This is a genomic window from Nonomuraea rhizosphaerae (genome assembly GCF_019396405.1).
Lineage (GTDB): Bacteria > Actinomycetota > Actinomycetes > Streptosporangiales > Streptosporangiaceae > Nonomuraea > Nonomuraea rhizosphaerae.
The window spans coordinates 1-13,999 of sequence record NZ_JAHKRL010000347.1 but is presented as its reverse complement, the minus strand read 5'-3'; the positions used below and the strand labels follow the sequence as shown (position 1 = coordinate 13,999).

The window sequence follows — 13,999 nt, the reverse complement described above, 5'->3', positions numbered from 1 at the left end:
GACCCGGCGCGCCAGCAGGTGCGTCCGGGTCGGCGTTCGTGGTGAATGAGCAGACCGAACCCGGAAGAAGGACCCACGGTGAACCTCGACGAGTTGCTCAAGGAGTATTCCGAGCTGGAGCTGCAGCTCGCCGACCCCGCCGTGCACGCCGACCAGAACAAGGCCCGTACGCTCGGCAGGCGCTATTCGCAGCTGACCCCGATCGTGGGCACCTACCGCGAGCTCGACGCCGCGCGCGAAGACCTGACCGCGGCCAAGGAGCTGGCCGGCGAGGACGAGGGCTTCGCGGCCGAGGCCGCCGAGATCGAGGCGCGCATCCCCCAGTTGGAGGAGCGGCTCAAACACCTGCTCATCCCGCGTGATCCCAACGATGACAAGGACATCATCATGGAGATCAAGGCGGGCGAGGGCGGTGAGGAGTCCGCGCTGTTCGCCGGCGACCTGCTCAGGATGTACCTGCGCTACGCCGAGCGGCTGGGCTGGAAGACCGAGATCATCGACACCCAGCCCTCCGACCTCGGCGGCTACAAGGACGTCACAGTCGCGATCAAGGCCAAGGGCGACGAGGGCGTGTGGTCCAGGCTCAAGTTCGAGGGCGGGGTGCATCGCGTGCAGCGGGTGCCCGTCACCGAGTCGCAGGGCCGCATCCACACCAGCGCCGCCGGCGTGCTCGTCTACCCGGAGGCGGAGGAGGTCGACGTCCAGATCGACGCCAACGACCTGCGCATCGACGTCTACCGCTCCAGCGGCCCCGGCGGCCAGAGCGTCAACACCACCGACTCCGCGGTGCGCATCACCCACCTGCCCACGGGCACCGTGGTCTCCTGCCAGAACGAGAAGAGCCAGCTCCAGAACAAGGAGTCGGCCCTTCGCATCCTGCGCGCCCGGCTGCTGGCCATCGCCCAGGAGCAGGCCGACGCCGCCGCGCAGGCCGAGCGCAAGTCGCAGGTGCGCACGGTCGACCGCTCCGAGCGCGTGCGCACGTACAACTTCCCGGAAAACCGTATCTCCGACCACCGCGTCGGCTTCAAGGCGTATAACCTCGACCAGGTCCTCGACGGCGAGCTCACCGCCGTCACCCAGGCACTCATCGACGCCGAAATGGCGGAGAAGCTCGCACAACACTCATGACATTTCTGCTGGACGAAATCGCCCTCGCCACCGCCAGGCTGGCCGAGGCAGGTGTGCCGTCGCCTCGCACGGACGCGGAAGAGATCGCGGCTTTCGTCCACGGCGTGCGCAGGAGCGAGTTGCACACGGTCAAGGACGCCGACTTCGACGCCCTCTTCTGGGAGGGCGTCGCCAGACGCGAGGCCCGCGAGCCGCTGCAGCACATCACCGGGCACGCCTACTTCCGTTACCTGGAGCTGGCGGTGGGGCCCGGCGTGTTCGTGCCGCGTCCCGAGACCGAGGTCGTGGCGGGCTGGGCCATCGAGACGCTGCGCGAGATGGACGTCGCCGCGCCGCTGGTCGTCGACCTCGGCACCGGTTCGGGGGCGATCGCGCTGTCGATCGCCCAGGAGATCGCGCTGGCCGAGGTCCACGCCGTGGAGGTCGATCCCGGCGCGTACGGCTGGGCCAAGCGCAACATCACCGAGCACGGCCAGGGCCGCACCCACCTGCACCCCGACGACCTGGCCGAGGCGCTGCCCGAGCTCAACGGCAAGGTCGACCTGGTCATCTCCAACCCCCCGTACATCCCGCCCGGCGCCATCCCGCGCGACCCGGAGGTGCGCGACTACGATCCCTCACGCGCCCTGTACGGCAGCGGCGACGACGGGCTCGGTGAGGTGCGCGCGGTCGAACGCACGGCGCGCCGCCTGCTGCGGCCCGGCGGCTGGGTGGCCGTCGAGCACGCCGACGAGCAGGGCAGGTCCGTCTACCTGACGTTCCCCGAGGACAAGGGCTGGCGGGACGTACGGTTGCGGCAGGATCTGACGCGCCGGGACCGCTTCGTCACCGCCCGGCTCGGCCAGGACTAGCGGCCAGGATCACCGACCGGATCAGCGACTGGGATCACCGACCGGGATCGGCCACCGAGACAACGCATGATTAGGATGCACGCCGTGGGAAGACGCTTTGACTGCACGGACCCGGAGCAGCGGGCCGAGGGCCTGACGGAGGCCGCCGCCGCCGTACGCCGCGGCGAGCTGGTGGTGCTGCCGACCGACACCGTGTACGGGATCGGCGCCGACGCCTTCACGCCCGTCGCCGTCACCGCCCTGCTCGACGCGAAAGGACGCGGGCGCGACATGCCGCCGCCCGTGCTCGTCGGCACCGTACGGGCGGCGAACGCGCTGGTCGACGACATGGGGCCGTACGGTCAGGACCTCATCGACGCCTTCTGGCCCGGCCCGCTCACCATGGTCTGCAAGGCCAACCGGGCGCTGTCGTGGGACCTGGGCGAGACCAAGGGGACGGTGGCGCTGCGCATGCCGCTCCACCCGGTGGCGCTCGACCTGCTGAAGGACACGGGCCCGATGGCGGTCTCCAGCGCCAACCGCTCGGGCGCCGCCGCGGCGGTCACGGCCGCGGAGGCGGAGGAGCAGCTCGGCGACGCCGTGGCTGTCTACCTCGACGGCGGCAAGTGCGCGGACAACGTGCCGTCCACGATTCTCGACCTCACTACGGCGGTGCCCCGGCTGCTCAGGCGGGGCGCGATCCCGGTGGAGAAGCTGCGCGGGATCATCGGTTACGTCGCCACCGACGACTGACCGCCGCGTTTTCGGAGGGTTCGTCCGAGGCTGTCCGGCTGATCGGGCCGCTGACATATACCGTCTGCTTATCCCGGCTGCGGTGGTGCTGCCAGGCCCTTTACGGTGAAACCCGGAGCGGCGAGACGTCCGGGAGTGACCCATGGGCAAGTTCGACGGCATGGATCCCAAGCTGGTTCGTGATCTGCTGGCCGAGGTGAAGCGGGCCACCGAGCAGATGCGATCGGTGGAGGGGCGTGTCACGCAGGTCATGAGCCGGGCCGGGCTCGCCACCAAGACCACGCACCGTCCCGTGCAGGTGGCCGACGCCGCCGACGTGATGGTCCGCGACGTGAACCGCCGGCTCGAACTGCTGGAGAAGAGGGCCGACGAGCCGCGGGTGCGCGACCAGGGCAAGGACGCCACGCCTGCGGTGAGCGACGGCGCCAAGGACGACAAGCCCAAGACGGACGACCCGAAGAAGGACGAGCCGAAGAAGGACCACCTCCCCAAGGGCGACGAGCCCAAGGAGGAGCGGGGGGACCGGCGGTCGCACTACGAGAATCCGCGGGCCGACGAGCCCAGGACGGGCGAGGACAAGCCGGACGCCAAGACCGGCGACGACAAGCCCGACGCCAAGACTCGCGAGGACAAGCCGGACGCGAAAACGGGCGATGACAAGCCCGATGCGAAGACCGAGGACAAGCCGGACGCCAAGACGGACGACAAACCGGACGCGAAAACTGAGGACAAGCCGGACGCCAAGACGGACGACAAGCCCGACGCGAAGACCGACGACAAACCGGACGCCAAGCAGTGCGACGACTCCAGGAGCGACGGCACCAAGATCGGTGACGACCGCTCGGACGCCGAGGTGAACCTGCCCGACACCGGCACCGACACGGGCACCGACACCGACACGGGTAAGGACACGGGCACCGACACCGGCACCAACGTCGGCGACGACCCCAAGGACGACGACCTCGGCAGCAGGCGGGATCACGGCGCCACCCCCGACAGCGGAGTCTCCGACACCCCCGTCAACAACCAGCCCGCCGACACCGACCCCACCAAGCCGCGGGTCATCGACGTCAACGGCGTCAAGGTGATCCAGGTGCCCATCGAGCCGCCCACGGCCGAGGCTCTGCGCGACATGCTCAGGGACCTCGACAAGGTCCAGCCCATCGACATGCCCACGCCCGACACCGGAGCCACGAACGGCGCCACCACGAACGGCGCCGACGTCAACGCCTGGGCCAACGACGGCAGCGACGTGGTGTCGGCCGACGCCAAGCCGCTGAACCCGGACGCCCTCCCCACCATCGTGGACAACGCGCGCGACATCCAGCCCCACGACATGCCGGGCGTGAACGTACCGGCCGGCGAGTACGGCAAGGGGGACTGGGCGCCCCAGCACATCAGCCCCGACGGACGTCAGGGGACGATCGATCCCGGCGCGGTGGCGGCCTCCAACGGCGACACCCCAGCCTCCAACGGCGACACCCCGGCCGCGTACGGCGACACGCCGATCACACGGGACACACCGGTGGTGAACGGCGACACGCCCGTCACGCGGGACACGCCCGCGACGGGGGACGCGTCGGGAATCGCCGACACGTCCCTGGCCGGGACCGGTGACGACGGCGACTGCAAGGCGACGGACCGTGGCACGCCCTCGACCGGCGACAAGACGGTCCCGCCCCAGCAGCAGCTTCCCGACACCGGCACGCCCTCGACGGGCGACCGGGCGGAGGCCACGCCGGGCAACCCGCCGCCGCAGCAGGTGGGGGACTCCACGACCCGCGCGGGCGCGTCGACGCCCACGGTCGGCCAGCCCTTCGCGGTGCCGCCCACCGAGCCGGGCGGCCAGCAGCCCCCGAGCACGGGCCAGCAGGTCCCGGACACGGGCCAGCAGGTCCCCGACACCGGCCAGCGCAATCCGGACACCGGCCAGCAGGTCCCTGACACCGGCCAGCGCAATCCGGACACCGGCCAGCAGGTCCCCGACACGGGCAAGCAGGTGCCCGACACCGGTCAGAAAGTGCCGGGCACCGGGACGCCCTCGACGGGTGACCTGCCCCCGTCGAGCGTCCCCGGCTCCACCAGCCCCGGCGCCGACTCCATCGTCTACCTGGCCGGTCAGGGTGACGTCAGCGCCTGGGCCGCCGACGGCAGCGACGTCGTCTCGGTCGACGCCAGACCCCTGCACCCCGACGCGCTCAGGACCCTGGTCGACAGCGCCCGCGACGTCCAGCCGCTCGACATGCCGAGCGTCGAGGTGCCGCCGGGCGAGTACGGCAAGGGCGAGTGGACGCCCAGAGACATCCGGCCCGACGGGCCGCCCGGCACGATCGAGCCGGGCACCCAGGACAGGAGCGTGTGATGTACGTGGACCCGCCCGCCCCGCAGCCCCGCCGCCCCGACGAGCAGCCGCCGTCCGACACGAACGGCAACCCGCTGGAGGCCCAGCCACGGGCCTGGGAGTTCAACCCCGAGTATCAGAGGCTGGTCACCGCCTGGCAGACCGCCCTGCCCATGCTTGAGGGCCTCTCGACGGCACTTGACAAGGCCTACCAGCTCGCCAGGTCGCCGCAGACGTGGGACGCGCCCGTGGGGAACCGCTACGTCGAGGACATCGGCGAGTGGCGCAACCGCCTGGCCCTGTACCGCCAGGCGGTGCTGACGTCGATCAGCGAGGAGGCGGCCGACACGCCGAGGTGGATCCCGAGCTCGATCGGCGCGCCCCACGCGTTCTCCTAGGGCTCCCGAAGCGCCGAAAGCGCCGAAAGCGGCAAAAGCCTCGAAGACACCACTCGTGACCGCGTGATGGATGGGAAAAACGGACAAACGGTCGTACATTAGGGAAATGGGTGCACAGCCCTACTACGGCCCCGACTTCGGCCAACTCCAGCGGCAGGACCCCGACATAGCGCAGGTGCTGCTCGACGAGCTGTCGCGCGTCCGCGACGGCCTCCAGCTGATCGCCAGCGAGAACCTGACCTCCCCCGCCGTCATGGCCGCCCTGGGCAGCACCCTCACCAACAAGTACGCCGAGGGCTACCCGGGCCGGCGCTACTACGGCGGCTGCGAGGTGGTGGACCGCGCGGAGCGGATGGCGATCGACAGGGCCCGCCGCCTGTTCGGGGCCGAGCACGCCAACGTCCAGCCGCATTCGGGCGCCTCGGCGAACCTGGCCGCGTACGCCGCGCTGCTGCAGCCCGGCGACACGATGCTGGCCATGGAGCTGTCCCACGGCGGGCACCTGACCCATGGCTCCAGGGTGAACTTCTCGGGAAAGTGGTTCGACGTCGTCTCGTACGGCGTGCGGCGGGGCAGTGAACAGATCGACTACGACGAGGTGCGGGACCTGGCGCTCAGGCACCAGCCGAAGGTGATCGTCTGCGGCGCGACCGCGTACCCGAGGTTGATCGACTTCGCGGTGTTCCGCGGGATATCGGATGAGGTGGGGGCATGGTTGCTGGCCGACGTGGCGCACACGATCGGGCTGATGGCGGGCGGGGCGATCCCGTCGGCGGTGCCGTACGCGGACGTGGTCACGTTCACCACGCACAAGGCGTTGCGCGGCCCGCGCGGCGGCGGGATCCTGTGCACGGCGGAGCTGGCGGCCAGGATCGACCGGGCGGTGTACCCGTTCGTGCAGGCCGGACCGCTGATGAACGTGGTGGCGGCCAAGGCGGTGGCCTTCGGCGAGGCGCGGCGGCCGGAGTTCGGCGAGTACACCAGGCGGGTGGTCGCCAACGCGCGGGCCCTGTGCGACACGCTGGCGGCCGAGGGGATGCGCCCGGTGTCGGGAGGGACCGAGACGCACCTGATGCTGATCGACCTGCGCGAGCTGGGCGTGTCGGGCGCGGAGGCGGAGCGGCGGTGCGCCGCGGCCGGCATCACGCTGAACCGGAACGTGATTCCGTACGACCCGGAGCCCGCCGCCGTGACGTCGGGGATGAGGGTGGGCACGCCGTGCGTCACGACCCAGGGGATGGGGCCCCAGGAACTGAAGGAAGTGGGGACCCTGGTGGTGCGGGCCGTACGCGATCCCGGCGCCGCGCCCGAGGTCAGGGAGCGGGTGTCGGCCCTGCTGACAACGTTCCAGGCCTACGACCCGGCGGCTTTCCCGGCGTATGACAGCAAATATTAAGAGCCAACATTAAGCTGGTGTGTGTCGTTTTCCGGTCACAGCCGGTCGGAGCATCCAGGAAACTAGGTCCGTGCGCGAATACCTGTTCATGGCGCTCATTGCGGCAGCGGTGACGTATCTGCTCGTCCCGCTGGTGCGCCGCTTCGCCATCCGCATCGGCGCCGTGCCCGAGGTGCGTGACCGTGACGTGCACACCACTCCGACGCCCAGGCTGGGCGGCCTGGCCATGTACGGCGGGCTGGTCGCGGGCCTGCTGGTGGCCAGCGAGCTGACCAACACCGGCAAGGTGCTGAGCGACGCCGACGGCCGTCCGGTGCTGGCGCTGATCATCGCGGGCGGCCTCATCACGATGACGGGGTTCCTGGACGACTGGTGGGGCATGGACGCCTTCATCAAGCTGGCCGGGCAGATCGCCGCCGCGGGCGTCCTGGTCTTCTTCGACCTGCGCCTGACCTACATCCCGCTGCCGAAGGACTGGGGCGGCTCCACCAGCCTCGACTTCACCCTGAGCACCATCATCACGATCCTGGTCGTGGTGGTGGCGATCAACGCGGTCAACTTCGTGGACGGCCTCGACGGCCTGGCCGCCGGGATCGTCTGCATCGCGGGCATGGCCACCTGGGCCTACTCGATCCTGCTCAAGCAGAACATCAGCGGCGACCGCATCGCGACGACGGCCGCCATCGCCGCCATCCTCATCGGCACCTGCCTGGGCTTCCTGCCGCACAACTTCCACCCGGCGAAGATCTTCATGGGCGACACGGGCGCCATGCTGATCGGCCTGGTGCTCGCCTCCTCGATCGTCACCGTCACCCCGCTCGACCCGACGGTCATCGAGGGCATCGAGGGGATGAACCGCTTCGGCGTGCTGCTGCCGCTGCTCGTGCCGGCCGCCGTCATGGTGCTGCCGCTCATCGACCTGATAACCGCCGTCGTGCGCCGCACCTCCCGCGGGCTGTCGCCGTTCGCGCCCGACCGCGGCCACCTGCACCACCGCCTGCTCGACATCGGCCACTCGCACCGCCGCACCGTGCTGATCATGTACGCGTGGACGCTGCTGTTCGCGTTCGGCATCGTGGCGATGTCCACGTTCGGCGTGCCCTTCCTGCTGTTCCCCATCGTGATCACGCTCGCGCTCGGCGTGCTGGTGCTGCTGATGGTCGCGCCCCGCTGGCGCCGGGGCGGGTCCGACGACGACGGCCCGCCCACCGGGCCGATGCCGCCGATCCGGCCGGAGAGCGAGCTGGGGCGGCGGGTCGTGCCGCCGGAGACGCCGGGCGAGCGGGCGAACGCCGAGGGTAATCCGGTCATACCCGCCTTCCCGAGCAGTTCATGATCGCGAACTAGAAAGGGCAGGTAAAAGCGGTCCTTCGTGAGCTTGTGATATCTTTCACGAGCAGGGGCCCCCAAAGCGTAAGTTTTGGGGGTAGCAAACGCTCGCTTGATAACTCGTTCACTGGAGCACCGATGCAGGCCAATGACGTGCGCGTACTCAAGAGCGCCGCGATCCCCACCCTCGCGGTCGGGGTGGTCGCCGTGGTCGTGGCCCTGCTCCTGTCAGGAGCGAAAGGGGCGCTCGGCGCCGGCATCGGCGTCCTGCTCGTCGGTGTTTTCTTCAGTGTCAGCGTGGTAGCCGTCTCGTATGCAGCGCGTGTCTCCCCGCAGATCATGGCCATCGCCGCGATGGTCAGCTACCTCGTCAAGGTCGTCGCCATCATGGTGATGCTGGCCAGCTTCGGTGACACCACGGCCTGGAACGCGAAAGCTTTCGCCTGGTCCGTCGTGGTGTGCACGCTCGTCTGGACGGCCTTCGAGGTGCGCGCCTTCATCAAGACCAAGATGCTGTACGTCGACCCCGAGGCCAAAGTTCCCGGACACGGTGACGCATGAGGCCGGCAAAGGGATGGGGTCCGATATGACTAGTCCTCCGCATGCCTGCTATCGTCGGGCGCGCGATGAGCGAACAGGAACGCCGACCGGAAGACGACGGTCAGGACTTCGCCAACGCCGCATGGTCGATCCCCAGCTATCTGCTCGCCGGGATGGCGATCTACGGCGGTGCTGGCTGGTTGCTGGACCGTTGGCTCGACACGTCCGCGTTCTTCCCCATAGGCGTCGTCCTGGGGATCGTGCTGTCCGTGTACCTGGTCTACCGCAAATACGGTCGCTAGCCGCACAGCACGACCACCACTTCGCGAAAGAAACCCTTGTGATCCACTCCGACGTTGAAGGGAACGCCGCGTGATAACGCTGACGGCCCCCGCCGAAGACCAGTTCAAGGCGCCGTCGCCAGACGAACTGTTCACTTTCTCCCCCATCATTAACGGGGTCGACTGGTTCACCAAGCCGGTTCTTCTCGCGCTCCTGAGCTCGGTCGTCGTCATCTGGTTCTGCTGGGCCGCCTTCGGCAGCCCCAAGATCGTCCCCAGGGGCGTGCAGAACGTCGCCGAGTACGGCTACATGTTCGTCCGCGACCAGGTCGCCCGGCCCTTCCTGGGCAAGGACGCCGACCGGTGGATGGGCCTGCTGGTCACGCTGTTCTTCATGGTCCTGCTGTGGAACATCATGGGCGTCATCCCGGTCGTGCAGTTCCCGGTGGCCTCGCACATCGCCTTCCCGGCCGTGCTGGCCGGCTCGATCTACGTCCTCAAGGTCTACCTGGGCATCAAGCACCAGGGCGCGGTCGGCTACTTCAAGAACATGATGTTCCCGCCGGGGCTGCCCAAGGGCATCTACCTGCTGCTGGCCCCGATCGAGTTCCTGTCCAACCTGATCATCGCGCCGTTCACGCACGCCGTCCGGCTCTTCGCCAACATGTTCGCCGGGCACATGCTGCTCGCGTTCTTCAGCATGGTCGGCTTCTGGTTCCTGTTCGAGAAGCTGACCCCGCTGGGCGCCGGCGTCGGCGTGGTCGGCGTGATCATGACCATCATCTTCACCGGCTTCGAGCTGTTCATCCAGTTCCTGCAGGCCTTCCTGTTCGCCATGCTGGCCGCGATGTACATCGGCGGCTCCCTGCACGCAGAGCACTGAGAACCACAGATCTGAATATCCATGACCGGTGGAGAGACCGCTTCACCGGCCGTCCAGTAAAGGAATAACCGCAATGAGCATTCTCGCTGAGGTCTCCGGCAACGTCACCGCGATCGGTTACGGTCTCGCCGCCATCGGCCCCGGCATCGGCGTCGGCATCATCTTCGGCCAGGGCGTGCAGGCCATCGCCCGCCAGCCGGAGGCGTACGGCCTGATCCGCCAGAACATGCTCCTCGGCTTCGTCCTCACCGAGGCCCTCGCCCTGCTCGGTCTGGTCGCGCCGTTCATCTTCCAGAACATCTAGTGAACCCGGCGATCCCTGACGAAAGGCTGCACCCATGATGAAGGCAGCTACGCTCCTCGCCGCGGAGGAGGGGAGCAACCCTCTCATTCCGCACACGTTCGAGCTCGTCGTCGGTATCTTCTCGTTCTTCGTCGTCCTCTTCGTTGTCGGCAGGCTGCTCGTCCCGCGTATCCAGAAGACGCTGGCCGAGCGGACAGACGCTATCGAAGGCGGCATAAAGAGAGCAGAAGAGGCTCAGGCCGAGGCGCAGAACCTGCAGAAGCAGTACCGCGAACAGCTCGCCGAGGCGAGGCAGGAAGCGGGCCGGCTGCGCGAGGAGGCTCGTGAGCAGGCCGCGCAGATCCGGGCGGAGCTCCGCGAGGAGGCGCAGGCCGAGGCCCGCCGTCTCGTCGACGCGGCGCACGCCCAGATCGAGGCCGACCGCCAGGCGGCGTTCACCCAGCTCCGCGCCGAGATCGGCCGCCTGTCGACCGACCTGGCCGGCCGCATCGTCGGTGAGTCGCTGGAGGACGAGGCCAGGCAGCGCCGGGTCGTCGACCGCTTCCTCGACGAGCTGGAGAGCTCCAACGCGCAGGCGGTGCGCTGATGCGCGGTCTCAGCAGGAACTCCCTCGCCGCGGTGGAAGAGCGCTTCAACGCTGTGGCGGGCTCGGCGGACCTCGGCCGGCTGGCCGAGGATCTCTTCGCGATCGCCGACCTGCTGGACCGTGAGCACGGACTGCGCCGGGCCCTGTCGGACCCGTCCCGTCCCGCTGCTCAGAAGGCCCAGGTCGTCCGGGGGCTGCTCGACGGCAAGGTCGTCGAGGCGGCGCTCGCCACGGCCGAGGCCGCGGTCGAGGCCAAGTGGTCGCGCAGCGGCGACCTGGCCGACGCGCTCGAACAGCTCGGCGTCGTCGCCGCGGCCGCCGAGGCCGAGGCGAACCGCAAGCTGGACGAGGTGGAGGACGAGCTCTTCCGCTTCGGCCGCATCGTCGCCGGCAGCTCCGAGCTGCGCCGCGCGCTCACCGACGCGGCCGCTCCCGAGGAGGGCAAGCGGCAGCTGCTGCGCGACCTGCTCGGCAGCCGGGTCGCACCCACCACGCTGCGGCTCATCACGCAGTTGGTGGCACACCCCCGCGGACGTAGCCTGGAGGTAGGCCTCGAGGAGTACGCGCGGCTGGTGGCACAACAGCGCCAGCGCCTGGTCGCGGTGGTGCGCAGTGCCGTCGAGCTGAGCGAGGAGCAGAAGCGGCGCCTGACGGCGTGGCTGCGCACCTCCTACGGGCGCGACGTGCACGTCAATGTCGAAGTGGACCCGCGAGTGCTCGGTGGCTTCTCGGTACGCATCGGCGACGAGATCATCGACACCACCATTGTGGGACGAATCGAAGAAGTCCGCCGCCGGTTGGCCGGCTAGGCGAATAGGGAGACAGAGTAGAGATGGCGGAGCTTACGATCCGGCCGGACGAGATCCGGGACGCGCTTGAGCGCTTCGTCCAGGCGTACGAACCGGAAGGCGCCGCGCGCGAGGAGATCGGGACCGTCGTCGACTGTGGCGACGGCATCGCCCATGTCTCCGGCCTTCCCTCGGCGATGGCGAACGAACTGCTGGAGTTCGAGAACGGTACGCGCGGTCTGGCCCTGAACCTCGACACCCGTGAGATCGGTGTCGTCATCCTGGGCGAGTTCAGCGGCATCGAGGAGGGCCAGACGGTCCGCAGGACGGGCGAGGTCCTGTCCGTGCCGATCGGCGACGGCTTCCTCGGCCGCGTGGTGGACCCGCTCGGCAACCCGCTCGACGGCAAGGGCGCCATCGACTCCGAGGGGCTGCGTCCCCTTGAGGTCCAGGCGCCGTCGGTCGTCCAGCGGCAGCCCGTGAAGCAGGCCCTGCAGACCGGCATCAAGGCGATCGACGCCATGACGCCGATCGGCCGCGGCCAGCGTCAGCTGATCATCGGCGACCGCGGCACCGGCAAGACCGCGATCGCCGTGGACACGATCCTCAACCAGCGCGAGGCCTGGGCCACCGGTGACCCGGACCAGCAGGTGCGCTGCGTCTACGTCGCGATCGGCCAGAAGGGCTCGACGATCGCGCAGGTCAAGGCCCGCCTCGAAGAGGCCGGTGCGCTGGAGTTCACCACCATCGTGGCCGCTCCCGCCTCCGACCCCGCGGGCTTCAAGTACCTGGCCCCGTACACCGGTTCCGCCATCGGGCAGCACTGGATGTACCAGGGCAAGCACGTGCTCATCGTCTTCGACGACCTCACCAAGCAGGCCGACGCCTACCGGGCCGTCTCCCTGCTGCTGCGCCGCCCGCCGGGCCGCGAGGCCTTCCCCGGCGACGTGTTCTACCTCCACTCCCGGCTGCTGGAGCGCTGCGCGAAGCTCTCCGAGGACATGGGTGGCGGCTCGATGACCGGCCTGCCGGTGATCGAGACCAAGGGCAACGACGTGTCGGCGTTCATCCCGACCAACGTCATCTCCATCACCGACGGTCAGTGCTTCCTGGAGACCGACCTGTTCAACGCGGGTGTCCGGCCGGCGATCAACGTCGGTATCTCGGTCTCCCGGGTCGGCGGCTCGGCCCAGATCAAGGCGATGCGCAAGGTCGCCGGCACGCTGAAGCTGTCGCTGTCGCAGTACCGCGACCTGGAGGCGTTCGCCGCGTTCGCCTCCGACCTGGACGCGGCCTCCAAGGCGCAGCTGGAGCGCGGCCAGCGGCTGACCGAGCTGCTCAAGCAGCCCCAGTACTCGCCGTTCGCGGTCGAGCGCCAGGTCGTCTCGGTCTGGGCCGGCACGACGGGCGAGCTGGACGAGGTGCCGGTCGAGGACGTACGCCGCTTCGAGGCGGAGTTCCTCGACTACCTGCAGAGCGGCCACAAGGGCGTCTTCGACAGCATCCGCGAGACGCGTGACCTGTCCGACGACACGGTGACCACCCTCAAGGACGCCGTCACGGAGTTCAAGAAGGGCTTCACCACGTCCTCGGGCGAGCTGCTGATCAACGACGAGCCGGTCGCGCCTCTGGAAGAGGACGAGGTCGGCCAGGAGAAGATCCGCAAGGTCGTCCGCTCGGCGGAGAAGAAGTAGCCCATGGGTGCCCAGCTAAGGCAACTGCGACGGCGGATCAAGTCGGTCAGGTCGACCGCCAAGATCACGCGTGCGCAGGAGCTCATCGCCTCCTCGCGGATCGTGAGGGCGCAGATGCGGATGCAGGCGGCGCTGCCGTACGAGCGTGAGATCACTCGCGCCGTCACCGGCGTCGTCAGCAACGCCTCCAGCGTCGACCATCCGCTGACCGTGGCGAAGGAGAACCCCACCAAGGCGGGCGTGCTCATCGTCACCAGCGACAGCGGCTTCTGCGGCGGCTTCAACGCCAACATCCTGCGCGAGGCCGAGGCCCTGCGCGGGCTGCTGCGCGGCCGCAACCTTGAGGTCATCCCGTTCGTCACCGGCCGGAAGGGTGTCACCTGGCACTCCTTCCGCAACCGGGAGATGGGCGGGCAGTGGGTCGGCTTCTCCAGGAAGCCCGCCTACGCCGACGCCAAGGAGATCGCCTCGACGCTCATCGAGTCGTTCAAGGACGAGAACGGGATCGACGAGATCCACATCGTCTCGACCGAGTTCGTCTCGATGCTCACCCAGAACGTCGTGGTCAAGCGCATTCTGCCGCTGGAGGTCGAGGAGACCGAGGCGAGCGAGAGCGACGCGATCCCGCCGTACTTCGAGTTCGAGCCGACCGCCGGTGACGTGCTGGAGTCGCTGCTGCCGCGTTACGTGGAGTCCCGCATCTTCACCGCGCTGCTGGAGTCCGCCGCGGCCGAGGAGGCCGCGC

15 protein-coding genes are annotated in these 13,999 nt (G+C 69.1%); all 15 read left to right on the top strand.

Annotated features, from left to right (window positions below):
• Window positions 1–78 precede the first annotated feature (78 nt).
• The gene (gene prfA / locus KME77_RS17490) at window positions 79–1,131 is read left to right on the top strand and encodes a peptide chain release factor 1 (protein WP_219468583.1); all 1,053 of its coding nucleotides are present in this window, start codon (window positions 79–81) and stop codon (window positions 1,129–1,131) included.
• The gene (gene prmC / locus KME77_RS17485) at window positions 1,128–1,982 is read left to right on the top strand and encodes a peptide chain release factor N(5)-glutamine methyltransferase (protein ID WP_219468580.1); all 855 of its coding nucleotides are present in this window, start codon (window positions 1,128–1,130) and stop codon (window positions 1,980–1,982) included. Before prfA ends, prmC begins: the two co-directional genes overlap by 4 nt.
• Before the next feature lie 84 nt (window positions 1,983–2,066).
• Window positions 2,067–2,714 carry an L-threonylcarbamoyladenylate synthase gene (locus KME77_RS17480; protein ID WP_219468577.1) on the top strand — a complete coding sequence of 216 codons (648 nt, stop codon included), beginning with the start codon at window positions 2,067–2,069 and terminating at the stop codon, window positions 2,712–2,714.
• A gap of 142 nt (window positions 2,715–2,856) precedes the next feature.
• Window positions 2,857–5,076: a hypothetical protein gene (locus tag KME77_RS17475; protein WP_219468574.1), complete on the top strand. Its 2,220-nt coding sequence runs from the start codon at window positions 2,857–2,859 to the stop codon at window positions 5,074–5,076.
• The gene (locus KME77_RS17470; protein WP_219468571.1) at window positions 5,076–5,453 is read left to right on the top strand and encodes a hypothetical protein; all 378 of its coding nucleotides are present in this window, start codon (window positions 5,076–5,078) and stop codon (window positions 5,451–5,453) included. Before KME77_RS17475 ends, KME77_RS17470 begins: the two co-directional genes overlap by 1 nt.
• Window positions 5,454–5,559: 106 nt before the next feature.
• Window positions 5,560–6,849, top strand: a complete 1,290-nt coding sequence (gene glyA / locus KME77_RS17465) for a serine hydroxymethyltransferase (RefSeq protein WP_219468568.1) — start codon at window positions 5,560–5,562, stop codon at window positions 6,847–6,849.
• A 70-nt stretch (window positions 6,850–6,919) separates the two neighbouring features.
• The gene (locus KME77_RS17460) at window positions 6,920–8,185 is read left to right on the top strand and encodes a glycosyltransferase family 4 protein (protein ID WP_219468566.1); all 1,266 of its coding nucleotides are present in this window, start codon (window positions 6,920–6,922) and stop codon (window positions 8,183–8,185) included.
• A gap of 131 nt (window positions 8,186–8,316) precedes the next feature.
• Entirely contained in the window at window positions 8,317–8,739 is a 423-nt protein-coding gene (locus tag KME77_RS17455; RefSeq protein ID WP_219468563.1) for a Cg1360 family ATP-synthase-associated protein, read from the top strand.
• Between the two features lie 65 nt (window positions 8,740–8,804).
• Complete coding sequence (locus KME77_RS17450) at window positions 8,805–9,020, top strand: AtpZ/AtpI family protein (protein WP_219468562.1); 216 nt, start codon at window positions 8,805–8,807, stop codon at window positions 9,018–9,020.
• A 70-nt stretch (window positions 9,021–9,090) separates the two neighbouring features.
• Window positions 9,091–9,882 carry a F0F1 ATP synthase subunit A gene (gene atpB / locus KME77_RS17445; RefSeq protein ID WP_219468560.1) on the top strand — a complete coding sequence of 264 codons (792 nt, stop codon included), beginning with the start codon at window positions 9,091–9,093 and terminating at the stop codon, window positions 9,880–9,882.
• A 73-nt stretch (window positions 9,883–9,955) separates the two neighbouring features.
• Window positions 9,956–10,186, top strand: a complete 231-nt coding sequence (gene atpE, locus KME77_RS17440; protein WP_219468558.1) for an ATP synthase F0 subunit C — start codon at window positions 9,956–9,958, stop codon at window positions 10,184–10,186.
• 34 nt (window positions 10,187–10,220) lie between these two features.
• Window positions 10,221–10,772, top strand: a complete 552-nt coding sequence (locus KME77_RS17435; RefSeq protein ID WP_219468555.1) for a F0F1 ATP synthase subunit B — start codon at window positions 10,221–10,223, stop codon at window positions 10,770–10,772.
• On the top strand, window positions 10,772–11,581 hold the full coding sequence (locus tag KME77_RS17430) for a F0F1 ATP synthase subunit delta (protein ID WP_219468552.1): 810 nt from the start codon (window positions 10,772–10,774) through the stop codon (window positions 11,579–11,581). Before KME77_RS17435 ends, KME77_RS17430 begins: the two co-directional genes overlap by 1 nt.
• 23 nt (window positions 11,582–11,604) lie before the next feature.
• Complete coding sequence (atpA, locus tag KME77_RS17425) at window positions 11,605–13,254, top strand: F0F1 ATP synthase subunit alpha (protein WP_219468549.1); 1,650 nt, start codon at window positions 11,605–11,607, stop codon at window positions 13,252–13,254.
• A 3-nt stretch (window positions 13,255–13,257) separates the two neighbouring features.
• A partial coding sequence (atpG, locus tag KME77_RS17420; protein ID WP_219468547.1) for an ATP synthase F1 subunit gamma occupies window positions 13,258–13,999 on the top strand: 742 nt, incomplete at its 3' end.